Raw genomic sequence first — 26,467 nt, forward strand, 5'->3', positions numbered from 1 at the left:
CCGATAGGCCCCCCTTACGATTTCTCCACGAATTTGACTCCTCCGATCTTGCCTTCCAAGAGCACCTCTTCCGGCAAAATTGCCCGAATGACCAGCTGTTCGCCACGAACGATCAATTGGCCATTCGTTAAGAGCAAGCGAAGCTCTTTTTCTGAAAAATGAAGAACTCCGCGATGATTTTCTATGTACATTTGCAATTGGCCGATCATCGTGATGCGCGGGACTTCCAAAACCACATCCTGCGGCAAATCCAGTACGCCAACTGCTAAATGGCGCAATCGACGGCTCCATCGCTTCATGGTAAGCCCCTCCCCCCATCGTAGTGGCGCAACTACCTCGAATATCTACATTGGCAAGCCACATCCAAGTGCCCCGCGGGTACTTCGTAGTAGCGCTTCGACTTTTTAAAAAAGCAAACCAGCTTGCTCCCAAAAGGGGTACATTCCTCTTATAACCCTATGCGGATGGGGGAAGGTTTCATGCTAGGAAAAACGTCTGTCGATTCCCTTGAACGAGAGATAATGGTCAGCATGGAAAAAGCTCTGCTGCCTCGTTCATCAAGGCGACAGAGCTTTTCCATCGATCACTGCTTTTTTTGATATTCATGGGGCCTATACGGCATCTTGGCGCGGGGAGGAGAGAAAATCATCGCCCACTTCATGCCTTCCCGGGCGGCAATCTCTTTCGCGCTCCTTTGAACAGACGGGGTCTCGATCGGAGCCTCTGGGGTCGGTTCCCATACCTGCGCCTGAACAGCGCTTTCTTCCCGTGTCTCCTCGTAGCTGAACGCATCTGACTGAGGCAATACGGTTTCTTCCCTTTCGGAACGCATTACATCTCCCGGCTGAGGCTGGGGGATGCCGCCACCGTGCACCGGGGTTAATACTGGCCGGCGGGTACTTGTCTTGTTTCTTGCATCGCCTTTTAGCCTACCCAGCGCTTTAAAGCCGAGGAAAGCCAATATAACCGGCCAAAACTTGACGATCAGGGCAATCGCTAACTCAATTAGCTCTTCCATAAGCTTGCCCTACTTCTTTTCGTCTTCTGTCGGTTTGGTGTTGCCAAAGGATTGACGCATGGAGGTATCCGCCGCCAGATTTTGCAGATTGTAATAATCCATCACGCCCAACTTGCCGCTGCGAAGCGCTTCCGACATCGCGAGAGGCACCTCGGCTTCCGCCTCGACCACCTTCGCACGCATTTCTTGCACGCGGGCTTTCATCTCTTGTTCGGTAGCGACCGCCATCGCGCGTCTTTCCTCCGCTTTTGCCTGAGCGATTCGTTTGTCCGCCTCGGCTTGGTCGGTCTGCAGCTGCGCTCCGATGTTTTTGCCTACATCTACGTCTGCGATATCGATGGAAAGGATTTCAAACGCTGTGCCGGCATCCAGCCCTTTATTCAGTACGGTTTGCGAAATGCGGTCTGGGTTTTCCAACACATCCTTATGACTGCCGGAGGAACCGATCGTAGTGACAATCCCCTCGCCAACACGGGCAATAATCGTTTCTTCGCCTGCACCACCGACAAGACGGTCAATATTGGCACGTACGGTTACTTTGGCTTTTGCTCTTACTTCAATCCCGTCTTTTGCCATCGCGGCCACAATCGGAGTCTCAATCACTTTTGGATTTACGCTCATTTGTACGGCTTCCAGCACATCACGACCTGCCAGATCGATCGCCGCCGCACGCTCGAAACCAAGCGGAATATCTGCACGCTGTGCCGCTACCAGCGCATCAACCACACGGTCTACATTCCCGCCGGCCAGATAATGGCTCTCCAATTGATTCGTATCAATAGCCAGCCCTGCTTTATGCGCTTTGATCATCGGGTTTACGATCCGGGAAGGGATAACCCGGCGCAAACGCATCGCAATCAGCGTAAGGATCCCGACTCTGACACCGGAAGCCAATGCCGAGATCCACAGCATCACCGGCACAAAGGTAAAGAAGATTGAGAGTACGATAATTGCCACAAAGGCAATAAAAATAATCGGTAATAGTCCATCCATGCGAAGTATCGCTCCTTACTCTATTTTGTCTTGCTCTTGCACGACGACACGGGTGCCTTCCACGAAAGCCACCACGATCGCAGTTCCTGCGGGTATAAAGCCTCCGGATGTGACAGCGTCCACCCTCTTGCCCTCAATCTTGACGACACCCGATGGCCGCAGCGGCGTCAAGGCGATCCCGGTTTTTCCTTGGAGCTCCCGCTGATTTTGCGGAGCTACATAGCCTTCCTCGTTTTGCTGGGAGTGATCGAGGATCAGTTTTTTCCAGATCCCTTTGAAGCCAAAGTATTTGTAAAGCACAATGGAGACGATCACCGTGACCAGCAGGGCGATCCCGAGCGAGGTAATGCCTTGCGTGGTATCATACGCAGCCAATACCAGTCCACTAACCATGCTGGCAAAGCCCAACGCACCTACTATACCTCCTGGCAGAAACAGTTCAAGGATCAGCATCAATACCCCGAGCAAAAAGAGCATGATATGGACCCAGCTCGCAAATCCCGCTACGTAATGGCCAAAGAAATACAACGCAAACGCGCATATCCCGATTGCACCCCCAATCCCAAAACCGGGATGGAAGATCTCTACTGCAATGCCCACCAGTCCAATGATAAGCAAAATACTCATCACAACCGGACTCGTCACGATACGGGCGATTTTTTCCCCGACGGTCGGTTCAATTTGCTGGACTGCCTGAGAATCGACCCCTATTGATTGCAAGAGGGCATCTCGATCCTTCACGACCAAATCTGCATAGCCCAGTTCTTTTGCTTTCATGGCATCAAGAGAAAGGACGGTTCCTTTGGGTTTTATCCCTGGAAGCTCCAGATCCATTTCCACCATCGCGCGGGCAATTTCCGGATTCCGCTGATTTAATTCAGCGGCGGCTTGCATTTTATTCGACCACGCCGAGATCAACTTTACCCCTGCAGCATTTCCAGCCGTGTCGATCGGTGTAGCTGCACCGATGCTCGCCCCTGGAGCCATCGCGATCTGATCCGCATTCAAAGCGATATACGTGCCCGCGGAAAACGCTTGATTATCAATAAATGCGACCACATCCATCGGAGCTTGCCGCACCAATTGCCCGATACTGTCCGCAGCGGTAATTTCTCCGCCCGGGGTATCCATGTCCAGAATTACGAGATCGGCTCCCTGCTCTTGCGCCTCCGCAAAAGCACGTGTCAGATAGCTTTCCAGTCCCCGTTCGATTTCTTGCTGAACCGAGATCCAGACCGCATGCTTATACTCCTGCGCATGCATCGGCTTTGCTGCTCCTAACAGCATCGAGAGGCTAAAGATCACGAGAAAGAGACACACGAAGAGTCGGCTGCGTTTTTGGAGATCGACTTTTTCCACAATCACTGTCATTTTTCCCTCCTTCCTGACATACTCTCACGATCGCTAACTTGGTATACGATCAACTTGAAAAGATGTTTCATTATTTTCCTGATCTGATTGGAAAAACGAAGCAACGGAAAGATCGGCGAACATAGTAAAACCCGGTCGGAAAGCCCGACCGGGTTATATACTTTATGATGGAAGTTCTTCGGAAACGATTCGTTGGACGAGATTTCCATCAGCTTTTCCTTTTACCTTTGGCATGATCAACCCCATCACTTTGCCCATCTCCTTTTTGGAAGATGCGCCGGATGCTGCGACTGCCTCACGAACGATTTGACGTATGTCATCCTCGCTCAATTGCGCAGGAAGGTATGCTGTAAGAACTTCAATCTCTTCTTTTGTTTTACTCGCCAAATCTTCACGACCGGCTTTTTCAAACTCATGGAGGGATTCACGGCGTTGTTTCAGCTCACGGGTCAAGATGGTTAGCTCTTCGTCTTCAGACAAAGTGCCGCCTTTATTAATCTGTTCGTTGGTAATAGCAGCTTTCACCATGCGAATTACAGAGAGCTTCAAGGTCGCCTTGTCCTTCATCGCCTGCTTCATATCTTGATTTAACCGCTCTATTACACTCATGATTAGTCCCCCGTAATCCAATTAGAACTTGCGTTTGCGAGCCGCTTCGGATTTTTTCTTACGCTTAATGCTAGGCTTTTCAAAGTGGCGGCGCTTACGAAGTTCAGCAAGTACCCCTGCCTTTGCGCTTTCACGCTTAAAGCGGCGAAGAGCACTATCCAACGTCTCGTTTTTCTTAACGCGAATTTCTGCCATCTGTCTTCCCTCCCTCCGCTATAAACAGTGGGACAAACTGTTCAAGCACAGACTGTCAAATTACATTATAGGACAGAGCACCCGCCTAGGTCAACCTCACGATGAAATTATTCCTGGAAACCGGCCAAGAAGTGATAATGAATATGGAAAACTTCCTGCCCGCCCTCTTTGCCGCAGTTGTTTACCAAACGGAAACCCTTCAGGTTCAATTTTTGCGCCAGTTTTTGCGCGACCACATGAATATGTCCAATCAACGGCAAATCTTCCTCGGTCACATCCATCAACGTCGGAATCGGTTTTCTCGGAATGATCAGCAGATGAATCGGAGCTTTCGGAGCGATGTCATGAATGACAATCACCTGCTCATCCTCATATTCAAAACGTCCCGGGATCTCACCATCCATAATACGCGTAAAGATACTTTTTTCCACTCGAAACCCTCCTATACATATCGTAAAAAAACACTACGACTCATACTCTTTAAAAATGCTTTCACGATGGGACACTTCATTTCCACTATAGCCCAGTCATCCAATGATTGGCAAGCCAGCCGCCCGCTAACTGCGATCTTCTCCTTGCGAAAAGGTCATACGCGTGGTAGCATGGCTTCGATACAAATGGAAGGGGATATCTGCATGAATCCGATATCACTGCAACAAGCTGCACAGATGGCCCAAGGGCTGTTGATAAAAGGGAAGCCTGCCGACACCGTCGATTCCGTTCACTTTGACACGAGACAGCTTCGGGAAAGATCGCTTTTTGTCGCGATCCGCGGGGAAGCGAGGGACGGTCATGAATTTATTGGAGTGGCTGCCAAGGCGGGAGCGAAAGCGGCAATTGTCTCCGAGCCGGCGAGCGTACCTCAGGATCTGCCTGAGGATTTTGGCATCATCTTGGTAAACGATACATTGCGTGCCTTTCAAAAGCTGTCCGCAGCCTATCGCGACGCCTTTTCCATCCCGATGATCGCGGTAACCGGAAGCAACGGCAAAACCACGACGAAGGACATGATCGGACACATTCTCGGACATAAGCGTTCCTTATATAAAACCTATAAGAATTTGAATAACCATCTGGGCGTTCCCTACTCGCTCACGCAGCTGAATGACTCCCATGAAGCCGCCGTCCTCGAGCTGGGCATGAACCATGCCGGGGAAATCGACCTATTAGCTTCACTGGTCAAACCTCAGATCAGCGTGATTACGTTCATCGGACCTTCTCATATGGAGTACTTCGGATCCTTGGAAAAAATCGCGCTGGCCAAGGCCGAGCTGCTGCCCCATACCGATCCGGAGGGCTTCGTCCTGCTTAACGGCGACAGCCCGTATTTGCGCAAAATAGCCAGCCTGTATACAGGCGAGGTGCGTTACTACTCGACGGAAGGCCCTGCCGACATCTGGGCAGACAATCTCGTTTCTGACGAGCAGGGCATGCATTTCACCGTGCATTTTGCGGATGGGCTGAACGATCGGTTGTTCCTCCCGCTTTTTGGCAGACATAACGTATTGAATGTGCTTCCTGCCATTGCGATCGCGCGGCACTTTGGTATGACCATGGATGAGATTCGGGAAGCCCTCTCCACACTGAGGCTGTCCGCCATGCGTTTCGAAGTGCAGCATGCCGACTCTGGAGCCATCGTCGTTAACGATGCCTACAACGCTAGCCCCGCTTCCATGGAAGCAGCCATTTCTACTTTTGCGGAAATTTATCCGGACCGTAAAAAAGTGGCTGTACTCGGAGATATGTTTGAATTGGGGAACGACAGCGCGGCCATGCATGCCGATGTGGGGAGAACCGCCAACCGTTTTCAAGGGAAGCTTTCCTTACTGGTGGCGATCGGGGAGCAGTCCCGCCATTTATACGATGCGTACGAAGGGGAAAAACGCTACTTCCCGACCAAGGAAGAGGCACTGGCAACGCTTCGCCCGCTATGGACGAACCAGTACGCGCTCTTGTTTAAAGCATCAAAAGGAATGTCGCTCTGGACGTTGATCGAGGCGCTCGAAAAATAGTTAGAAAAAACTAAGCTCCGCCAAGTCTTTGGCGGAGCTTAGTTGCTCATGTGTCGATGAGAAAAAGAAACCTCACTGGGCAAGGCCTCCGGTGAGGTTTCTCGTTTATCAAGAAAGGCTATGAATGAAACGCTCCAATCGATCCATCGCTTCTTCCAGCTGCGGCATGGCGTACGCATAGGAAATCCGGATGTAGCCTTCCCCCAAAGGAGAAAATGCGTCCCCCGGCACGACCGCCAGCTTTTCTTGATGCAGCAGCTTCGTTGCAAATTCAAACGATCCGAGGCCAAATGGCTTGATGGATGGAAAAATGTAAAAAGCACCGTCCGGCTTTTCCACCTCCAGCCCCATCGCAACCAGTCGGTCATACACATAATCTCTGCGCACAAGATACTGCTCCCGCATCGGCATAGCATCATCCGGACCGTTTTCCAATGCTTCCAGGGCCGCATACTGGCTGACGGAGCTTGCACAGGTCACATTGTACTGATGGACTTTGAGCATCTGTTCCGTCAGGTAGGCAGGAGCAAACGTAAAGCCAATCCGCCAGCCCGTCATCGAATGGGATTTGGAGAGCCCGTTGATGACGATCGTTTTCTCGCGCATCTTAGGAAAAGTCGCGATGGAAACATGCTCGCAGCCATAAATCAGTTCGCTGTAAATCTCATCGGAAAGGATAAAAATTTCCTTATCCCCAACCACGCGTGCGATATCCGCCAATTCCTCTTTCGTCAGCAGTGCGCCTGTCGGATTGGAAGGATACGGGAGGATGATGCAACGTGTCCGCTCGGTAATCTTCTCCTCTAGCAGCTGGGCATTGAGCTTAAAACCACTGCCCGTCGTGTCCACGTAAACCGGTTCTGCCCCGCTCAAACGGATCAACGGTTCGTAGCCTGGGTAGATCGGTCCGGGAAGAATCACTTCGGTTCCCTCCGTCAGGATCGTGCGCATGGCTATATCCAGCGCTTCGCTGGCTCCATTGGTCACGATCACTTCGGTCGCTGCGTCATAATCCAACTGATACTTGCTCTTTGCGAAATGGCATGCGGCTTTGCGCAGCTCGGGCAGCCCCGCGTTCGGTGTATAGATGGTCCGATTGTTCTCAATGGCCGCAATGCCGGCCTGCTTGATATGGGCAGGAGTCGCAAAATCTGGTTGTCCAATGGTCAAAGAGATCGCGTCAGGTACCTGCAGCACCATATTGGAAAACTTCCGGATACCGGAAATTTGAATGTCTTGTACACGTGGATTTAACAGATGCTTCACGTTTTTAACCCGCTTTCTGGTCTTTCCTTTTCCTCGATCTTACCACAAAATTGCCTGGATCACCCAGTTTCCTTTTCATCCCCTGCATTGATTTGCTACGATTCTTACCGCTGTCCCCGAAAAATTTAAAACCCCTACAGCCGATCTGCAGGGGTGAAACGCGCAGTTGATTAGAAATCTTCCGCAGCCACGATATTTTGCGCTTTGTCAGTATGTCGCTCGATGGCCAGCTGCACCAAGCGGTCAATCAGCTCGGGATAGTGGATGCCAGCAGCTTCAAACAGCATCGGATACATGCTGAATGGAGTGAAGCCAGGCATCGTGTTGATTTCGTTGATATACAGCTGATCATTGGCTTCATCCCAGAAAAAGTCGACACGAGACAATCCGGAGCCGTCTATCGCCTGGAAGGCACGGACCGCCATCTCGGCAATGCCAGCGGCCACATGCTCGGGAACAATCGCCGGAATCTGCAATTCAGTGCCGGCACCTTTGTATTTGGCTTCATAATCATAAAATTCTTTGGCGGCAATGACTTCTCCTACTACCGAGGTAATGACATCTTCGTTACCCAGCACGCCGATTTCCAGCTCTCTCGCTTTGACGAACTGTTCCACGACGATGCGTCGGTCAAATTTGGCCGCGATTTGCAAAGCATCCACCAGTTCCTCACGTGTTTTCGCTTTGTTAATGCCCACGCTGGAGCCCATATTTGCCGGCTTGATAAAGCAAGGATACCCCAATGTTTCTTCAATTTCTTTCACGATATCATTTAATTCGCTTTTCAAGCGGTTACGCATGATACCCAGATACTTGACCTGGGGCAGACCCGCCTGCGCGAACACATTTTTCATCATCCATTTATCCATCCCGACAGCGGAAGCCATTACACCAGTTCCTACATAAGGGAGGTTAGCCAGTTCCAGCAGCCCTTGCATGGTGCCGTCCTCACCGTTCGGTCCATGAATGACCGGGAATACGACATCAAGGTCCTTGCCAAGCGCCAGAGCGGATGCTGCCCTCCCACCGCTTGTCAATTCAACGACCGAACCTTCTTTATCCACATGATTTCCCGAATCGGTGAGTCGCAGCGCTTCTACATTGGGTAAAATGCCGGTTGCAGGCTCTCCCTTGACCCATGAACCATCCAGTTGAACATAAACCGGTGTAACCTCATATTTACCGGGATCGACCGCTTTCATGATCGAATAGGCGGTGCGCAGCGATACTTCGTGCTCTGAAGATTTCCCCCCATAAATGACCCCGAGTCGGATTTTGTTCCCCATCTGAATTGCTCCTTTCTCCTCTGCACCATCTAGCCCGTGCAGGGTCCTTCCCTATGCTATGCACAGCTGTCGATTTTTGCTTGCCCTGACCTCTTTGGTCATTAATCCAGCATACACAATGACTTGGGCGAATACAAGAGGAGAGCGACTCACCACCAATTCCGCAGCCTCATAAGCTGTAGGAAAACGATGGGGGGAAAGTCCTTCCCGCTCAGGCAAACACGCAAGACTGGAGGTATGCGCGTATGAGAGACTTTTTGGTGTACTGCACGTATTGCTCCTCTTATACTTTGCTGCACAGCTATGACAAAGAAACAAACACCTTTCTCGGCGAGTATTCGCTTTTGCATAATGAATATACCCGGAATAGCGTCGTCCTTCATAAATTTTTGCTTACGCACCTGGGGCATACCTTGCGTACCATTCCTTCCAAGACCGACGAGTATATGAATATCATCTGTAACGACAATCATTTTCTCGAAGATGACATCGACAAGTATGTGGAAGAAAGCATGGAAGAGATGAAATATCGCGAATGGAACAGGCGCAGTGAACGCGAAATCGGGAAAGTCCAGCTGCACATCGTCGAGCATTTACTGGAGCATGAGCTGAATTCCCTTTCCGATATCCGCGCTGCTACACCGGCGGAGGGACAGGTCTTGATCGGGAAAGAACTGGGGATAAAACGTGCGATTGAAATATTGCGCGAGGTCCGTTCCAACAAGCAATATGCCTGAGTGAAGCCCTATCCAAAAAGAGAAAACCCCGCGATCGAATCACGGGGTTATTTGTATGCATGACCTTCGCTTACAGCTTAACAGGAGTACGGCTTGGTGTGCGCTTCATCTTGCCGCCGCGGTCGCGATCGCCGCCACCATATGGACGTTTGCCCCCGTCACCGCGTTCGCCAGACTTGAAGCCTGGGCGTGGTCCGCGACGGTCTCGGTTGCCTGGTCCACGGTTGTCTCTGAATTTGGGGCGCTTGCCCATCACCGGTTTTTCCGGAGTCAGCTCTACCGGGATATCATTGGATTCACGAGTCAGCAGCTTCAGCGCAGCGGCTACCAGACGGTTGGCATCGTGTTCGTCCAACAGGTCATTCGCCACCGCCAAATACGATTCGAGTTGACCTGCTTCGATGGTATTGACTACCTTCTCTACGGTAAAACGCAGCTGCCCACTGATGGCTTCGGCGGTCGTAGGTACAGCGCGCTTCGCAATTTTAAAATTGTTGATTCGCTCGATAAAGTGTAAATGATCGGTTTCACGCGGTGTCACCAGCGTGGTTGCTACCCCTTTGCGTCCTGCCCGGCCCGTACGTCCCACACGGTGAACATAGCTTTCAGGGTCCTGCGGGATATCGAAGTTGTACACATGCGTTACGTTGGAAACGTCAATCCCGCGTGCAGCCACGTCAGTTGCAACCAGGATTTCAATCTGGCCATCGCGGAACTTGCGCATGACTTGGTCGCGCTGATTTTGGGACAGATCCCCATGGAGGCCTTCTGCGAAATATCCACGTTTTTGCAGCGCGGTGCTCAGCTCATCGACCCTTCTTTTCGTTCTGCCGAAAATAATCGCCAGGTCCGGAGACTCCATATCGATGAAACGGCAGAGCGTGTCAAATTTTTGGCGCTCCGACACTTCGCAATAGTACTGGGCGATGGACGGCTTTTGCATCACTTTTGGCGTAACTGTGATGTGCTCCGGATTCTGCAAAAATTGATCGGCCAGCTTGCGGATCTGCGGCGGCATTGTCGCAGAGAAGAGCATCGTCTGGCGCTGTTCGGGAACTGCTGTGAGGATCTTTTGAATCTCCTCCAAAAAGCCCATGTTCAGCATTTCATCCGCTTCATCCAATACGACGGTTTCCACGTCATTCAGACGGATGGTCCGACGTTCCAGATGGTCGATCAATCGTCCCGGAGTAGCGATGATCACATGAGGGCGATTTTTCAACGCGCGGATTTGTCGGCCGATATCCTGGCCGCCATAGATCGGCAGCTGTTTTACGCCTTTCAGCGAGCCAAGCTTGGACAGCTCCTCCGCTACTTGAATCGCAAGCTCACGAGTTGGCGCGAGCACCAATGCCTGGATTTTATCCGATTGGATGTCGATCTTTTGAAGCAGCGGGATACTGAAGGCCGCTGTCTTCCCTGTACCTGTTTGCGCTTGCCCAATCAAATCCACCCCGGAGAGTGCAATCGGAATGACCTTCTCCTGGATCGGTGTAGTTTCCTCAAAACCCATCTCCGAAATCGCACGTGTAATGGCTTGATGCAAACCAAATTCAAAAAATGTTTTCACTAACTAATTACCCCTTCCTTATAGGCGAAACATATAGCAGTTTTTATATTCAACGCTTGTACATGCGCGTACAGTCTCGTATATTTTCCCTGATTGTCAGGTTTGGCATACACACGAAAGTAAAAACCGCTCATCAATAGACTCCTCATTTTACCAAACCAAATAAGAAAAAGAAACAAGTAAGAAAAAAAAGGGCATGTTGTACGGCAACAACATGCCTTTCGCCCTATTATTTCCGGTCACGCACTTCATAAATCGCAAACTTGAGGTAGTGCGCTTCCTGTGTTCCACTGATCTCGGGATGGTCTTTTCCTGCCCCACGCCACTCGATCAGGCGGAGAATTTTCTTGGCATCATACGCAGCTTCCATGATGGTCTCATGAAACAGCTCCGGCGACATATGGTAGGAGCAAGAAGCGGTTACCAAGAAGCCGCCCGGACGAACCAGCTTCATCCCGTGCAGATTGATATCCTTATAGCCGCGCACTGCGCCTTTCACTGCGGATTTTGACTTGGCGAAGGCTGGCGGATCGAGAATGACAACATCCCACGAGCGCCCCTCCTCCACGCTTTCCCTCAAATAATCAAATGCGTTCGCGACGACGAAATCCACCCGGTGCAAAAACCCATTCAACGTGATGTTGCGCTTCGCTGTTTCAATCGCATGCTCCGATATATCCAGGGCAGTAACCTTTTTCGCCCCGTGCTTGCAAGCGTTCATGGTGAACGATCCGGTATGCGTAAAGCATTCCAGCACCTCGGCTCCATCCCAGAATGGATTTTTCACGATTTTGCCACGCTTGTCTACAGGCTTGGTAACTGGCTGCTCTGCGTCATCCAGCAAAGGTTCTACTCCATCGCGCAGTTTACCCGTACGGTCCCATAACGGTTCCCCATCTGTTCCCACCGGCTGCAGCGTGATGCCATGCTTTTCGCCCCATCCACGCATCAATGGGGCAATGGCCGCTCGGTTTTCCCGTTGATCATAGAAAAAGCCGGTTTTTTGCCCTTCTACAATATCCACGATATAGGTGAGACCATTTTCCACGATCTCGACTTCCCGCGGACATTCGCCGTACAGCACTTCCTTCGTCTGCTCTAGACCCTCCAGCTCGCGCACAGGCACATCATTGCGCAGAAAGATCCCTTTTGGCTGAAACACATCAATCAAGGCTTGCTTGATCAGGTCCAGCCGATTCTCCATCCCACGGGAAAGGATCTGAGCAACCAGCACGTCATTGTAGCGATCCACGATCAGACCCGGCAGAAAATCCGCCTCCCCATAGACAACACGGCAGGCTTGCGGATTATCGACAAAGCGCGTGCGAAATTCCATCGCTTCCCGAATGCGACGGGTAAAAAAAGCCTGATCAATCTCCTCTGTCGGATGATAGGACAATATACGAACGATGATTTGCGAAGCCGGGTTGATATATCCGCGGGCAAGGAAATGTCCCTGGTGATTGGCTACCTCGACGAGATCGCCTGGTTGGTATTCTCCCTGAATCTCCAGCACCTCGGACTGAAAAATCCACGGGTGCCCCGCTTCCAGGCGGCGTTTCCGATTTTTTTGCAGCAGTACTTTTGCCATATGGTGAAAATGACCTCCTTGTCATGCTTGTCTGTGTACAGGCATAGCGTATAGTATCGAGATGCGCAAGGGGGACCTATCAGATGCGAGTCCTGACTGAAATTCTCCTCCCTTTTACGCTGGGGCTGGGGTATTTCTTGCTTGGTATGTATGCCATGCGCTCGGGTTTTCAACAGTTGGCTGGCGAACGCATGGAGGCGGCGCTTCGCCGCTTTACAAAAACACCGACACATGGTTTTTTCACCGGAGTCTTGTCCACCTTTGTGCTGCAAAGCTCCAGTGCCGTTACCGTGCTTACGATCGGCCTGACGAATGCAGGCTTGATCACTTTCTCGCAAACCGTCGGGATCATCCTTGGAACCAATGTCGGCACGACGGTCACCACCGAGCTGATCGCGCTGCGGCTGGAAAGGCTCGCCGTACCGATGCTCCTCATCGGGGTGGCCCTCTGGCTACAACGAAAGCATATGGTCCGCTGCATTGGCCTGATCGTCGCCGGATTTGGCTTGATCTTTCTCGGCATCGACACCATGCAGGTGATGGCCAAGCCGCTGCAAGCATCCGCCACGTTTCGTCATCTGTTTTTGGAAAGCAGTCAATCGATCTGGATTGGTCTTTTGACCGGCATGATCTTCACCGCTTTGATCCACAGCAGCTCTGCCACCACAGCCATTACAATGGGCCTGATGAGTCATCAGATCATGAGCATGGAAACCGGATTGGCTGTCGTGCTTGGCGCCAATATCGGGACCTGCTTCACCGCAGTCATCGCCAGCATTGGCACGAATGCTGCTTCCAAGCAGGTAGCCTGGTGCCATACGCTGTTCAATCTTGTCGGCGCCCTTTTGTTCATGCCGTTTCTCTCTAGTCTTGCCAGTGTATCCGCTGTTCTTACCGATAATCCTTCGATGCAGATCGCGCATGCCCAGACGATATTCAATCTGGTCTGTTCCATTGCTGCTCTCCCCTTCGCCAATCACATCGCGGCGCTGATTCAATGGGGGATCCCTGCTGATGGTCCAAGGCGGGTTTAAAAAGGAATGAGATAAAAAGTCGTAATAATGCCGGATAAAATCATAGCCACACTGGAGGCCGCCGCCTGGGCTTCCGACTTGCCGCTCAAACTGGCTGTGCCGATGGCATGGGAGCTGGTGCCAATCGCCATACCGATTGCCCAATCGTCGGTTATCCTGGCCATTTTCAAAAAGGGACGCGCGATCACAGCCCCAATCAAGCCGGTTGTGGCGGTAAACGCAGCGGCAAGCTCCGGGATTCCCCCCACGGTTTTTGTCAGTTCTACCGCAAAAGGAGTCGTGACCGATTTCGTCAGGATGCTGCGGATCAACTGATCACTGCCGCCTGCAAGCCACATGACGAGCCAGCCGGAGAAGAGGGTCGTACCGCAGCCGATTGCAACGCCGAGCAGTACAGGACGCCAGATCGGCAGAAGAGACCTGATTTGCTTGGTCAATGGGACAGCCAGCGCAACCGTCGCAGGTCCGAGCCAGAAGGAGATCCACTCTCCCCCGGTTTTATAGGTCTCCCAGTCGCTGCTGATTCCCCACCAGATCAACCAGACCAAGCAAGTCGACACTAGCAAGGGATGAAAAGAAGCATGACGGGCCTGCAGACGCTTGGCCCCTGCATATCCCAATATCGTCACAAGGATGGCTGCCACGGTCATGTTCAGGCTCCCTCCTGCTTATGGATCGGCTCGATCTCGGTATCTTTTTTCACCAAGCGACTGCTGCCCCATTGCACAATCCACCCAGTCACAATCATCACAAGCGGCGGCCCCAGCAGCAGGGCAAACAGAATCGGTGACATTTGGCCCTTCAGCAAGGGAAAATAAGCCGTCACACCTATCAGGATGGGAATGAAAAAAAGCAGCATATGCCGCATGAAAAAGGACGCTGCTTTTTCGACTGTTTCCACTTTTACCATCCCTGTCAGCAGGCAGCCTGCAAGCAGGAGCATGCCAAGCATATTGCCGGGAATCGGGATGTGCAGCCATTTTGCTCCGGCAACTCCCACCCCGTAGAAAAGCAGCAAAACGAAAAAACCACGCATTCGTTTCCCCTCCTCCGCATGCTTCCCTTCATTGTAAGTGGGTAAAGGTGGGGTGACAAGAGAAAAAAAGCCGCATCTTTCCTTATGAAAAGGAAATGCGGCATTCTTTCCAAGCCATCTGGCATCATACCTGAAGGCCGAAATGGGCAAGTGCTTTTCGCAGCACGCTTTCATTGTTCAGGTATCCTTTTTCCTGCTGCAGCTTCCATGCTTCCATAGGAGCGCACCAGCGAACCCCTTGAATTTCTTCCACCTGTACGGTAATCTCGCTGGAAAGAGCCTCCACCAGGTAGTAATGAACAACCTTGTTGACCAGCTCTTTTGTGACGGCATGATGGTAGTCGTAATGAACCGTCTCCAGATGCTGGACCAGCTTTCCGGCAATCCCTGTTTCTTCGGAAATTTCCCGCAGGGTTGTTTCCTCGATGGTTTCCCCCGGCTCCTGCTTGCCTTTTGCCAAGGTCACCTTGCCATAGCGGTCGACAATCATGAGAACTTTCAATTCATCATCTAGCTTTTGATAGACAACTCCGCCAGCTGAGATTTCTTTCATATCGCCTTCTCCTTGAGGAAAGGCGCAGTGCTTTCATCGAGTACGCGAACCAACGTGCCTTTGCAATATTCCGAGCCCGGCTCATCGACTTTCACCATGCACAGCTTGCCGATCAAGTCTTCGCTTCCAGGGAACACCACATTCAAATAGTTGTCAGAGTATCCCATCAGGAGGCCGCTGGTCGGATCTTCTTTGTATGGACGCTCTGGAATGACTTCCAGGACGTCGCCTACAAAGTCTTTCGCATAATCCATGGTCAGTGTCTGGTTAAGTTCCAACAGCTTCGCGACACGGGCATGCTTCACCGTATCATCCACCTGATCCTCCATCCGCGCGGCAGGTGTGCCTGTACGCATCGAGTAAGGGAATACATGCAGTTCGGCAAAGCCAATCTGTTTGATGTAGTTGTACCCGTTTTCGAACTGCTCGTCCGTCTCTCCCGGGAAGCCGACAATCAGGTCAGTCGTGATCGCTACACCCGGCAACGCTTCGCGAACTTTGACCATTTTTTCATAAAACTCAGCGGTCGTATATTTACGGCGCATGCGTTTCAGCACATCATCATCGCCGGCCTGAAGCGGCACGTGGAGATGGCGGCAAATCTTGTCGGAGTTGTTGATGACTTCGATCACTTCATCGGTAATCTGGCTCGCTTCGATCGAGCTGATGCGAATCCGCTTCAAGCCTTTTACCTGGTGCAAATCCACCAGCAGCTTGGCCAGATTGTAATCCTCCAAGTCTTCCCCGTAGCCACCCGTATGAATACCGGTCAGTACGATTTCCAAATAACCTGCGTCCACCAGCTTCTGTGCCTGCTCAATAACGCTCTCCGGCTTGCGGGAGCGCATCAGGCCACGTGCCCAAGGAATGATGCAGAATGTACAGAAGTTATTGCAGCCTTCCTGAATTTTCAGGGAAGCACGCGTACGGTCCGTAAACGCTGGAACATCCAGATCTTCGAAATCGCGCGCTTTCATAATATTCCCTACGGCATTGATCGGCTGGCGGTCGGCCTTGATTTGCTCTACGTATTCCAGCAATCGTTCCCGGCCTTGCGTACCGAGGATAATATCCACTCCGGGGATTTCGGCAATTTCATTCGGAGAGGTTTGCGCGTAGCAGCCTGTCACGGCGACAATCGCGTCCGGATTGCGGCGAATCGCACGGCGGATGACTTGTCGGCTTTTCTTATCCCCTGTATTGGTAACGGTACATGTATTGATCACGTAAACATCCGCAGAATCGGATTCAAAATCAACGCGTTGGTAGCCGTTGGACTTGAAGAGCTGCCAAATCGCTTCCGTTTCGTAGCTGTTCACTTTGCAACCTAACGTATGGAAAGCAACTGTTGACATTGCTGTTCCTCCTTTCTTCCGGAAGAAGTATATCGTCTATTTGTTCGGCATCTGCTCAAAATGATAGGAGATGGCGGATAACGCATATTGACTGGCCGTCTCTGTCCGCAAGATGCGAGGACCTAGACCGACCGAGATGATCCCTTTGCTTTGGGCAAGCGCTACCTCGGCTTCGCTGAAACCACCCTCCGGCCCGATCATGACCAGTAAGGAATCGCCTGAGGATAGGTCTTGCAAGACTTCGTGCAGCGTAACTCCATTTTCCTTTTCGTAGGCAATCACGGCACGCGTATAGCCTGCAGCTTCCTCGGCCATCTGTTTGAAGGTAAGCGGCGACAGCACCTGCGGAAGCCAGGCGCGATGCGATTGCTCGGCTGCTTCCTTTACGATCTTGCTCCAGCGCTCCAGCTTCTTCCCTTCCTTTTTTGCGTCCAGCTTCACAATCGTCCGCTCCGAAGAAAATGGGATAAACGCATGGGCACCCAGCTCGGTCCCTTTTTGCAGGATCCATTCCATTTTGTCGCCTTTGGGCAAGCCTTGGGCGATCGTCACGCGTACGGGCAGCTCGCGGTGTAACTCAAGCATGCGGATCACATCCGCTTTCACCTCTTTGGCTGAAAGCTGTGAAAGACGGGCTATGGCAACCCGTCCTTGTCCGTCGCAGACGATAATCTCCTGCCCCACTTCCGAGCGCATGACCGTGACGATGTGGTGGACATCATCCCCCGTGATCGTCACTTCCTGCTCGGTAAAAAGAGCAGGCTCCACAAAGTATCTCTGCATCTTTCCAACCTCACTATTTTACCTTTTTTTCGCAACGATAGCTACCCAATCATCGATGGAAACTGTCTCAACGACTTCCAATTTGGATCGCTCCAAGGCTGCCTTTACATCCGCCTCTTTTGCACTGATAATGCCGGATGCGATGAATGTCCCTCCTGGAACGAGCACGCGATGAACATCATCGGTAAAGCGGACGATGATTTCAGCCAGGATATTGGCAACGACCAGTTTGACCGGTCCTTCCATGCCGTCCAGCAGGTTGTTCTGAATGACCTGGATGCGCTCATGCACCTGATTCAATTCCGTATTGGCTTGGGCCGAGCGAACCGCTACCTCGTCCAGATCCATCGCGACGACATCCGATGCCCCCAGCTTGACCGCAGCGACGCTGAGAATCGCTGTGCCTGTACCTACATCATAGACATTGTCTCCCGGCGTCAGGTACTTTTCCAAAGCCCGCAGACAGAGCACAGTCGTTGGATGCGTTCCTGTCCCAAACGCCATGCCCGGATCCATCTCAATGACGATCTCCTGCTCGTTTTTCGGCGTATACTCTTCCCAGACCGGCTTGATCGTGATGCGATCCGATACAGCGACCGGCTTGTAATATTTTTTCCAGGCATGCGCCCATTCATCTTCGTGTACATCATTTACTGCGATTGTACCTTTGCCTAGATCCAACCCGTAGGATGCCAGCTGGGACAATTGTTCTTTGATAGTCTCCAGTGTCTCTCCCAATTCACCGCTGCCAACCGGCAGATAGGCTTTGACAAAAACCCCTTCGGTCGGGAAATCGTCCGGGGATAATTGGTAGATTTCGCCGAACGGTGTATCCCACTCACGGTGCAACACCTCGGGGTCTTCAATCACCACCCCATTTGCTCCTATTTCATACAGGATACTCGATACCGCTTCAACAGACTCCGCTGTCGTGTGAATACTGATTTCCGTCCAATTCATGCCTACCAACTCCCCTGCTTGACTTGCCTCGCCCCTGTAGGGTGGTTTATTCTCCACGGAACGCTCGCTTCATTTTTTCAAAAAAACCTTCATCTTCATGCGGTGCGCCCAACGGCGCATCTCCGCTGATTCCCGCGAATTCACGCAGCAATTCTTTTTGACGCTCTGTCATTTTGGCTGGAGTGACAATCCGTACCTTCACATGCTGATCGCCACGGCCATTCCCGCGCAAATACGGCACGCCGTGTCCACGCAGGCGGAAGATGGTCTCGGTCTGCGTACCTGCAGGCACCTTCAGCTTTACCTTGCCGTCTACCGTTGGCACTTCCACTTCATCACCAAGCGCAGCCTGGGCGAATGTAATCGGTACTTTGCAGTATATATCATTTCCATCCCGTTCGAAGAATTCATGCGATTTGACACGCAGCACGACATAAAGATCGCCAGGAGGCCCTCCGTTTACACCCGGTTCCCCTTCTCCGGCTACGCGCAGCTGCGCACCGTCGTCCACACCGGCTGGAATGTTGAGATGGATCTTGCGGCGTACTTTGACACGACCCGTTCCACGGCAGGATCCGCATTTTTCCTTGATGACTTGCCCTTTTCCTTCGCAAGTCTGGCAGACACGGCGATTCACGATCCGGCCAAACGGCGTATTCGCCACGACTTCCTGCTGTCCAGAACCGTTACAAGTCTTACACGTCTCAACTCCAGAGCCTGGCTTCGCGCCTGAACCATGGCAGGTGTCGCACTCCGCTTCTTTTGGAATTTCCACGTCCACTTCTTTTCCGAAGATCGCTTCGGTAAACTCTACCTGCAGGCTGAACTGCAAATCGGATCCTTTGCGCGGCGCATTCGGGTTGCGTCGGCCGCCACCGCCGCCAAAAAACATATCGAAAATATCGCCAAAGCCGCCCATGCCTGCTCCGTCAAAACCGCCGAAACCGCCGCCGCCAAAGCCCTGATTCGGATCCTGATGCCCAAAGCGGTCATAATGCGCTTTTTTCTGATCATCGGACAAGACATCGTACGCTTCTTTTACTTCTTTGAATTTTTCCTCGGCATCTGCCTCTTTATTGACATCGGGATGGTACTGACGCGCCAGCTTGCGATACGCCTTTTTGATTTCGTCCGCGCTCGCATCCTTGCCGACACCAAGCACCTCATAATAGTCCCGTTTCATTCTCTAATCACTCCCGTAGCAAAACAGACTAAATGTAATCATATCACGCAGTGGACTTGAAAAAAAGTCAAAGTCACAAACCTGACTTTGACTTTCTTTCCCATGACATGTAAGAGATTGCTTATTTCTTGTCGTCTACGACTTCGTAGTCGGCATCTACGACGTTGTCATTTTTCGCTTGCCCTGCGTTGACATCGGCTCCTGCTGCGCCTTGCGCTGCTTGTTGAGCTTGTGCTGCTTGCTCATACAGCTTCACCGAGATCGCTTGGATCACTTCGGAAAGCGCATCTTTGGCAGTCTTGATCTCTTCGATGTTGCCGCCAGTCAACGCTGTTTTCAGCTTTTCTTTCGCTTCGTTTGCTTTGTCGATTTCAGCCTGATCGATTTTGCCTTCTACTTCTTTGAGTGTTTTCTCAGTCGTGAAGACCAATTGATCCGCTTCGTTGCGAACTTCTACTTCTTCTTTGCGTTTTTTGTCCGCTTCCGCATTCAGCTCAGCGTCTTTTACCATGCGCTCGATATCCGCATCGCTCAATCCGGAGTTGGATGTGATGGTGATGCGCTGCTCTTTGCCTGTACCCAGATCCTTCGCACGTACGTTCACGATACCGTTGGCGTCGATGTCAAAGGATACCTCGATTTGCGGAATGCCGCGTGGCGCTGGCGGGATATCGCTCAGCGTGAAGCGGCCCAAGGTTTTGTTGTCCGCTGCCATTTGACGCTCACCTTGCAGGACGTGGATCTCTACGGAAGTCTGGTTGTCAGCCGCAGTCGAGAATACTTGAGATTTGCTTGTAGGAATCGTAGTATTGCGCTCGATCAGACGGGTAAAGACGCCACCCAATGTTTCGATCCCGAGAGAGAGCGGAGTTACGTCGAGCAGGACTACGTCTTTTACGTCCCCAGTCAATACGCCCGCTTGCACAGCTGCACCCAGCGCTACAACCTCGTCCGGGTTCACGCCTTTGTGCGGCTCTTTGCCTGTATATTTTTTGATCGCTTCCTGTACAGCCGGGATACGAGTCGATCCACCTACCAGGATGACGCGATCGATTTGATTTGGAGAAAGGCCTGCATCCTGCAGCGCTTGACGGGTTGGACCCATCGTACGCTCTACCAGATGGGCAGAGAGCTCTTCAAATTTCGCGCGAGTCAGGTTCACTTCCAAGTGCTTCGGACCAGTCGCATCTGCTGTGATGAACGGCAGGGAGATGGTGGTGGTCAATACACCGGAAAGGTCTTTTTTCGCTTTTTCCGCTGCGTCTTTCAGACGTTGCATCGCCATGCGGTCTTTGGACAGATCGATGCCGTTTTCTTTTTTGAACTCGTTTACGAGATAGTCGATGATGACTTGGTCGAAGTCGTCGCCGCCCAGCTTGTTGTCACCGGAAGTCGCTTTTACCTCAAAGAAGCCTTCGGAAAGTTCCAGGATGGATACGTCGAAAGTACCGCCGCCGAGGTCATAGACCAGTACGGTTTGGTCTTCTGTTTTTTCCATCCCATATGCCAATGCAGCCGCTGTTGGCTCGTTGACGATACGCAGTACTTCCAGACCGGCAATTTTACCAGCGTCTTTGGTAGCTTGACGCTGAGCATCATTGAAGTAAGCAGGAACCGTAATAACCGCTTGTGTAACCGGTTGACCCAGATAGCTTTCTGCGTCGGCTTTCAATTTTTGCAGGATCATCGCAGAAACTTCTTGTGGGGTATATTCTTTTCCTTCAAGTGTTTCTTTATGGTTGGTACCCATCCAACGTTTGATAGAAATAACGGTGTTGTCAGGGTTTGTGATTGCTTGACGTTTTGCCGCTTCACCGACGATGCGCTCGCCATTTTTGAAAGCGACCACGGATGGCGTCGTGCGGTTTCCTTCCGCATTGGCGATAACGACTGGCTCGCCGCCTTCCATCACTGCTACGCAAGAGTTAGTTGTCCCTAAGTCAATCCCAATAACGCGACTCATATCGATATGTCCTCCTTCTGTGATTCAAACGAGTATCATTTTTCAAATTGAGAATTTTAGCTGTTCACTTTCACCATGGATGGGCGAATGACGCGATCCTTGAAGAGATAGCCTTTTTGGAACTCTTCAATCACGACACCCGATTCATAGTTGCTGTCTTCCACCTGCATGACCGCCTGATGAAGATGCGGGTCAAACGGCTTGCCAACTGCCTCGATTGCGACAAGGCCTTCCTTTTCGAAAACCTGTGCCATCTGGCGGTGAACCATGCCTACCCCTTGCAGGAGAGACTCAACGGTAGTGGAATCCTTGTCAGCAGCCAACGCACGTTCGAAGTTATCCAGCGCTGGCAGCAATTCAGAGATGACCTTCAAGGATGCATACTGAGCCAAGTCCTCCTGCTCTTTACGCATCCGTTTGCGGATATTCTCCATATCCGCCATCGCCCGCAGATAGCGGTTCTGAAAATCGTCTGCCACAGCTTTCAAACGTTCTACCTCAGCCGCAAGATCCCCTGCTTCTGTCGGAGCGTTTTCGCCGTTTTGCTCTTCTACCGTTTCGTTGTTCTGATCCACGTCAACGGTTGTTTTTTCTTCACTCAAAACACTGACCTCCTGCCTAGCACGCTTTAATAACGGCTTTATTTCTTATCAAATTGATTGGTTAACATGGTTGACAATCCGCGTGCCAGATAATCCAGCACGGAGATGACTTTATCGTATTCCATACGGGTGGGGCCGAGGATCCCGACAACACCAATGGCTTTTCCGCCAATGTAGTAAGGGGTCGTCACAATGCTGCATTCCTTGATCGCATCCAGACCATTCTCCTGACCAATGCGCACCTGCAAGCCTTCAGCCGGTGAATCAAGCAGCCTGATCAATTGATCATTTTGTTCAAACAGTTCCATGATATCTTTTACTTTATCCACATCACGGAATTCTGGTTGATTCATGATTTTGGTCGCACCACGCAGGAATACGCGATCCGCCTCTTCCGTCATGAACGAATTCTCCAGCATGTGCAGCATCTCTTCATACTGCTCCACGTGCCGTCTCATCTCTCCCGCAATCTCCTGATAGATGCGCTGACGCAATTGCCACAGCGGCACATCGACCAGCTTCGCATTCAGGATGTTCACCAGTTTCTCGATCTCCCCGGGATGTACGCCTACCGGCAAGTCGAGCAGCTTATTCTCAACGCGGCCGGTATGGGTCACGATGATCGCTACTGCCTGTGATTCGCTCAGCGGGACGATCTGGATATGCTTGAGTCGATGCTCAAACATCTCTGGTCCAAGGACGATGGAGGTATAATTGGTCACTTGCGACAAAATGGAAGCCGTGCTTTCGATAGCTTGTTCCATTTTGCTGATCCGATCGGCAAACACTTGCTTTATATTGAAGAGATCCTTCTCGGAAATGTTCCGGGGCTGGATCAGGTTGTCTACATAAAAGCGATATCCCTTGGTCGATGGTACACGCCCTGCTGACGTGTGGGGTTGCTCTAAATAACCCAGTTCTTCCAGGTCCGCCATTTCATTTCGGATGGTTGCCGAAGAGAAGCCAACCCCTTCACGCTTTGAAATGGTACGGGAGCCAACGGGTTCAGCCGACTGGATGTAATTGTCGATAATAGCACTCAAAATCATGCGTTGTCGATCTGTCAACATGCTGCTTCTTCCCCCTTTGTCTCATACCAGCTTATTTACGGGAAACCGTTCCTTCATGCGGGATCATAGGCATGCGTCCTAGCAAAAACAATCTTGCTTGTAGATTGTTAGCACTCCTGACAAACGAGTGCTAAAACCATACTATAAAATTATCAATTGATACAGCATTTGTCAATCATTGTTGGCAAACTGCTTCTCCTTTTACTCAGCTCCCAAAAAGCGCGCAAACACTTCGTTTCCTAGCGGCAGCGCCTTCTTGGTCAAGCGAAGATGAGTAGCTGTGCGCTCGAGCATTCCTTTTTTCAGTTCATCATCCACGATCTCGCCGAACTCTTCTTCCACCGTCCTGTCAAAACGGTCGGCAAAACGTTGGAGGTCAACCCCTTCCCGCAGACGAAGCCCCAGAATCATCTGATCCTCCATGGCCTCTCTCTTGCTTACCGAGAACTGGTCTACCCGCGGCAAGCCTTCTTTGCACATCTGCATGTAGATAGCCAGCGGACCCGCGTTTACATGGCGCTCTCCTGCAGCATAGCCGTGTGCGCCTGCCCCGATTCCATAATAGTCATTATTCAGCCAATAGGTTTTATTGTGTCTGCTTTCCATGCCATTTTTGGCAAAATTACTGATTTCATACTGCTGGTAGCCGTTCGCTTCCATCGCATCAATCAACTGGAGATACATCGCAAGCTCCGCATCCTCGGTCGGCAGCAGCAGTTGCCCTTTTTGATAGAGCGTGTGGAACAGCGTGTTTTCCTCCACCTTCAAGCTATATGCGGAAAAATGGGTAGTCGGCATGCGCAGCGCTTCTTCCAAAGTCGCTTGAAAAATCTCTTCGGTTTGGCCGGGCAAGCCGAACATCAAGTCAAGCGATAGGTTTTGGAAGCCGACGGCCAAGGCATTATCCACGCTGCGGTAGACATCGTCCTTACTATGGATGCGACCCAGTTTTTTGAGCAATTCATTATCAAACGATTGCACGCCGAAGCTGAGGCGGTTCACTCCGTACTCATGCATCAAGGCAAGCTTTTCCTTGTCGGTCGTTCCCGGATTGGCTTCCATGGTATATTCGTTACCTTCTGCCATATGCTTGCCCAGATGGCGCTGGACTATTTCCAGAAAACGTTTCATTTGCGCATGATCCAAAAACGTAGGAGTGCCTCCCCCAACGAAGATCGTCTCGATCCGCGTCGGCGGCATTTGTTCAAAGGTCAATGTCATTTCACGATCGAGCGCTTCGAGGTAATCCCAGATCAACTGCGGGTTATTGGTCACAAACGAATTGAAATCACAGTAGTAGCACTTGTTGGTGCAAAACGGAATATGAATATAGACAGAATGTGGGGACAACTCATTCCCCTCCTTCCCTGCTAACAGGTTGATAGTAAAATGAGAGACCTGACAGTGGTTGCCCCCGCCAGGTCCATTGATGGGAAGGAAATCTGCTTCCTTCGATTATTTCTTGTCATCCATGCGGAGTACCGCCATAAATGCTTCTTGTGGAACTTCTACGGAACCAACGGCTTTCATCCGCTTTTTCCCTTCTTTTTGCTTCTCTAACAGCTTGCGTTTACGGGAAATGTCTCCTCCGTAACATTTGGCCAATACGTTTTTGCGCATCGCGCTGATGGTCTCACGAGCGACGACCTTGTGACCAATCGTCGCTTGGATCGGCACCTCGAATTGTTGACGAGGGATCAACTCTTTCAGCTTTTCGCAAATGACCTTACCACGAGCGTAGGCACTGTCTTTATGAACAATGAAGGAAAGGGCATCCACCACTTCGCCATTCAACAAAATGTCCATCTTCACCAGCTTTGAAATTTTGTAGCCTGCCATCTCATAGTCGAAGGAAGCATAGCCTTTCGTACCCGATTTCAACAGATCAAAGAAATCGTACACGATCTCGGATAGCGGCATGTCATATTTCAGCTGCACACGGTTCTCCCCAAGATATTGCATATCGAGGAAATCACCGCGTTTGCCCTGGCAAAGCTGCATGACATCTCCGACATAATCCTTCGGTACCATGACAGTCGCAGTAACGTATGGTTCTTCAATATGCTCGATCTTCTGCACTTCCGGCATTTTGGACGGATTGTCGATTTCAAGCGTAGTGCCATCTGTCTTTGTAATACGATAAATTACGCTTGGTGCTGTCGTGATCAGATCAATGTTGAATTCACGCTCGATCCGCTCTTGAATAATTTCCATGTGCAAAAGTCCGAGGAATCCGCAACGGAAACCAAAGCCAAGCGCTTGCGAAGTTTCCGGCTCGAATTGCAAGGAAGCATCATTTAACTGCAGCTTTTCCAATGCATCCCGCAAATCGTTGTAGTCACTCGTATCGATCGGATACAGACCGCAGAATACCATCGGGTTAATTTTGCGGTAACCTGCGAGCGGCTCTGTAGCCGGTCTGCTCGCATCAGTGATCGTATCCCCGACACGCGTATCCCCGACTGTTTTAATAGCTGCAGCCACATACCCTACATCGCCTACTGTCAATTCTTCAACTTGCGTTTGTCGTGGAGTAGACGTACCTACTTCCGTCACTTCAAACGTTTTGCCCGTCGCCATCATTTTGATCTTCATGCCTTTGCGCATGGTTCCGTTCAACACACGAACGGACGCGATCACGCCACGGTATGGGTCAAAATAAGAGTCGAAGATCAGCGCTTGTAACGGCGCATCCGGATCTCCTTCTGGCGCAGGCACCTTTTTCACAACTGCCTCCAAAATTTCCTTGATCCCGATCCCGGCTTTTGCCGACGCGAGACATGCCTCGCTGGCATCCAGGCCGATTACCTCTTCAATTTCATCTTTTACCCGCTCCGGCTCGGCGCTGGGCAGGTCGATTTTATTGATAACCGGGATAATTTCCAGATTGTTGTCGAGTGCCAGATATACGTTCGCCAACGTTTGGGCTTCAATCCCCTGCGCAGCATCAACGACCAGCAAAGCTCCTTCACAGGCTGCCAAACTGCGTGATACTTCGTATGTGAAGTCCACGTGCCCTGGGGTATCGATGAGATGAAGAATGTATTCCTCGCCGTCATCCGCCTTGTAATTCAAACGTACGGCATTCAGCTTGATGGTAATCCCGCGCTCTTTTTCCAGCTCCATGGTATCGAGGAATTGGGCTTCCATTTCACGGGCTGTAAGCGCACCTGTCATTTCCAAGATGCGGTCAGCCAATGTCGATTTGCCATGGTCAATATGGGCAATGATGGAAAAGTTGCGGATTTTTTTCTGTCTTTCACGGCGATCCATGTCGATT

Annotated in this window: 26 protein-coding genes; 3 read left to right on the top strand and 23 right to left on the bottom strand. The window is 51.2% G+C overall.

Features of this window, described 5'->3' with window-relative positions; all coding sequences use genetic code 11:
- Positions 1-14 precede the first annotated feature (14 nt).
- The 7 genes from yqfC to EIZ37_RS22005 form a co-directional block, all read right to left on the bottom strand.
- Positions 15-299 (bottom strand): sporulation protein YqfC, encoded by a 285-nt coding sequence (gene yqfC / locus EIZ37_RS21975; protein WP_134686912.1) that lies wholly within the window; start codon positions 297-299, stop codon positions 15-17.
- A 284-nt stretch (positions 300-583) separates the two neighbouring features.
- Complete coding sequence (locus EIZ37_RS21980) at positions 584-1,018, bottom strand: hypothetical protein (RefSeq protein WP_134686913.1); 435 nt, start codon at positions 1,016-1,018, stop codon at positions 584-586.
- 9 nt (positions 1,019-1,027) lie between these two features.
- On the bottom strand, positions 1,028-2,011 hold the full coding sequence (gene floA, locus EIZ37_RS21985) for a flotillin-like protein FloA (RefSeq protein WP_134686914.1): 984 nt from the start codon (positions 2,009-2,011) through the stop codon (positions 1,028-1,030).
- A gap of 15 nt (positions 2,012-2,026) precedes the next feature.
- The gene (locus tag EIZ37_RS21990) at positions 2,027-3,382 is read right to left on the bottom strand and encodes an NfeD family protein (RefSeq protein ID WP_134686915.1); all 1,356 of its coding nucleotides are present in this window, start codon (positions 3,380-3,382) and stop codon (positions 2,027-2,029) included.
- Between the two features lie 162 nt (positions 3,383-3,544).
- The gene (locus tag EIZ37_RS21995; RefSeq protein ID WP_134686916.1) at positions 3,545-3,991 is read right to left on the bottom strand and encodes a GatB/YqeY domain-containing protein; all 447 of its coding nucleotides are present in this window, start codon (positions 3,989-3,991) and stop codon (positions 3,545-3,547) included.
- Positions 3,992-4,012: 21 nt separating this feature from the next.
- Complete coding sequence (rpsU, locus tag EIZ37_RS22000) at positions 4,013-4,186, bottom strand: 30S ribosomal protein S21 (protein ID WP_134686917.1); 174 nt, start codon at positions 4,184-4,186, stop codon at positions 4,013-4,015.
- Between the two features lie 107 nt (positions 4,187-4,293).
- Positions 4,294-4,617 carry a histidine triad nucleotide-binding protein gene (locus EIZ37_RS22005; RefSeq protein ID WP_134686918.1) on the bottom strand — a complete coding sequence of 108 codons (324 nt, stop codon included), beginning with the start codon at positions 4,615-4,617 and terminating at the stop codon, positions 4,294-4,296.
- A 204-nt stretch (positions 4,618-4,821) separates the two neighbouring features.
- Between EIZ37_RS22005 and EIZ37_RS22010 the strand changes: the two genes are divergently transcribed.
- Entirely contained in the window at positions 4,822-6,198 is a 1,377-nt protein-coding gene (locus EIZ37_RS22010; RefSeq protein WP_134686919.1) for a UDP-N-acetylmuramoyl-tripeptide--D-alanyl-D-alanine ligase, read from the top strand.
- A gap of 108 nt (positions 6,199-6,306) precedes the next feature.
- Here EIZ37_RS22010 and EIZ37_RS22015 read toward each other — a convergent pair whose 3' ends face one another.
- A complete protein-coding gene (locus EIZ37_RS22015) occupies positions 6,307-7,464 on the bottom strand; it encodes an aminotransferase A (protein ID WP_134686920.1) in 1,158 nt (385 codons plus the stop codon).
- A 170-nt stretch (positions 7,465-7,634) separates the two neighbouring features.
- Positions 7,635-8,750, bottom strand: coding sequence for a D-alanine--D-alanine ligase (locus tag EIZ37_RS22020; protein WP_134686921.1), 1,116 nt, complete (start codon positions 8,748-8,750; stop codon positions 7,635-7,637).
- Between the two features lie 245 nt (positions 8,751-8,995).
- Between EIZ37_RS22020 and EIZ37_RS22025 the strand changes: the two genes are divergently transcribed.
- A complete protein-coding gene (locus EIZ37_RS22025) occupies positions 8,996-9,487 on the top strand; it encodes a hypothetical protein (RefSeq protein WP_134686922.1) in 492 nt (163 codons plus the stop codon).
- Between the two features lie 70 nt (positions 9,488-9,557).
- Here EIZ37_RS22025 and EIZ37_RS22030 read toward each other — a convergent pair whose 3' ends face one another.
- Complete coding sequence (locus tag EIZ37_RS22030) at positions 9,558-11,057, bottom strand: DEAD/DEAH box helicase (protein WP_134686923.1); 1,500 nt, start codon at positions 11,055-11,057, stop codon at positions 9,558-9,560.
- 229 nt (positions 11,058-11,286) lie between these two features.
- Positions 11,287-12,648 (bottom strand): class I SAM-dependent rRNA methyltransferase, encoded by a 1,362-nt coding sequence (locus tag EIZ37_RS22035; RefSeq protein WP_134686924.1) that lies wholly within the window; start codon positions 12,646-12,648, stop codon positions 11,287-11,289.
- Positions 12,649-12,731: 83 nt separating this feature from the next.
- Between EIZ37_RS22035 and EIZ37_RS22040 the strand changes: the two genes are divergently transcribed.
- Positions 12,732-13,682: a Na/Pi cotransporter family protein gene (locus tag EIZ37_RS22040; RefSeq protein ID WP_134686925.1), complete on the top strand. Its 951-nt coding sequence runs from the start codon at positions 12,732-12,734 to the stop codon at positions 13,680-13,682.
- On the opposite strand, the gene EIZ37_RS22045 is transcribed toward EIZ37_RS22040, so the two are convergent.
- From EIZ37_RS22045 to lepA, 12 genes are all read right to left on the bottom strand, one after another.
- Entirely contained in the window at positions 13,679-14,332 is a 654-nt protein-coding gene (locus EIZ37_RS22045; RefSeq protein ID WP_134686926.1) for an LrgB family protein, read from the bottom strand. The genes EIZ37_RS22040 and EIZ37_RS22045 overlap by 4 nt on opposite strands.
- 2 nt (positions 14,333-14,334) lie before the next feature.
- Positions 14,335-14,718, bottom strand: coding sequence for a CidA/LrgA family protein (locus EIZ37_RS22050; RefSeq protein ID WP_167569083.1), 384 nt, complete (start codon positions 14,716-14,718; stop codon positions 14,335-14,337).
- A gap of 124 nt (positions 14,719-14,842) precedes the next feature.
- Complete coding sequence (locus EIZ37_RS22055) at positions 14,843-15,271, bottom strand: NUDIX hydrolase (RefSeq protein WP_134686928.1); 429 nt, start codon at positions 15,269-15,271, stop codon at positions 14,843-14,845.
- Positions 15,268-16,626, bottom strand: a complete 1,359-nt coding sequence (gene mtaB / locus EIZ37_RS22060; RefSeq protein WP_134686929.1) for a tRNA (N(6)-L-threonylcarbamoyladenosine(37)-C(2))-methylthiotransferase MtaB — start codon at positions 16,624-16,626, stop codon at positions 15,268-15,270. Before mtaB ends, EIZ37_RS22055 begins: the two co-directional genes overlap by 4 nt.
- 36 nt (positions 16,627-16,662) lie before the next feature.
- The gene (locus EIZ37_RS22065; protein WP_134686930.1) at positions 16,663-17,409 is read right to left on the bottom strand and encodes a 16S rRNA (uracil(1498)-N(3))-methyltransferase; all 747 of its coding nucleotides are present in this window, start codon (positions 17,407-17,409) and stop codon (positions 16,663-16,665) included.
- An 18-nt stretch (positions 17,410-17,427) separates the two neighbouring features.
- Entirely contained in the window at positions 17,428-18,369 is a 942-nt protein-coding gene (prmA, locus tag EIZ37_RS22070) for a 50S ribosomal protein L11 methyltransferase (protein WP_134686931.1), read from the bottom strand.
- A gap of 46 nt (positions 18,370-18,415) precedes the next feature.
- Positions 18,416-19,552, bottom strand: a complete 1,137-nt coding sequence (dnaJ, locus tag EIZ37_RS22075; RefSeq protein ID WP_134686932.1) for a molecular chaperone DnaJ — start codon at positions 19,550-19,552, stop codon at positions 18,416-18,418.
- 121 nt (positions 19,553-19,673) lie between these two features.
- Entirely contained in the window at positions 19,674-21,515 is a 1,842-nt protein-coding gene (gene dnaK, locus EIZ37_RS22080; RefSeq protein WP_134686933.1) for a molecular chaperone DnaK, read from the bottom strand.
- Positions 21,516-21,571: 56 nt separating this feature from the next.
- Positions 21,572-22,117 carry a nucleotide exchange factor GrpE gene (gene grpE, locus EIZ37_RS22085; protein ID WP_134686934.1) on the bottom strand — a complete coding sequence of 182 codons (546 nt, stop codon included), beginning with the start codon at positions 22,115-22,117 and terminating at the stop codon, positions 21,572-21,574.
- 38 nt (positions 22,118-22,155) lie between these two features.
- A complete protein-coding gene (hrcA, locus tag EIZ37_RS22090) occupies positions 22,156-23,187 on the bottom strand; it encodes a heat-inducible transcriptional repressor HrcA (RefSeq protein WP_134686935.1) in 1,032 nt (343 codons plus the stop codon).
- 201 nt (positions 23,188-23,388) lie between these two features.
- Positions 23,389-24,537, bottom strand: a complete 1,149-nt coding sequence (hemW, locus tag EIZ37_RS22095; RefSeq protein ID WP_134686936.1) for a radical SAM family heme chaperone HemW — start codon at positions 24,535-24,537, stop codon at positions 23,389-23,391.
- 105 nt (positions 24,538-24,642) lie between these two features.
- Complete coding sequence (gene lepA, locus EIZ37_RS22100) at positions 24,643-26,460, bottom strand: translation elongation factor 4 (RefSeq protein WP_134686937.1); 1,818 nt, start codon at positions 26,458-26,460, stop codon at positions 24,643-24,645.
- Positions 26,461-26,467 lie beyond the last annotated feature (7 nt).

It is taken from the genome of Brevibacillus migulae, assembly GCF_004521915.1.
Taxonomy (GTDB): Bacteria; Bacillota; Bacilli; order Brevibacillales; family Brevibacillaceae; genus Brevibacillus_F; species Brevibacillus_F migulae.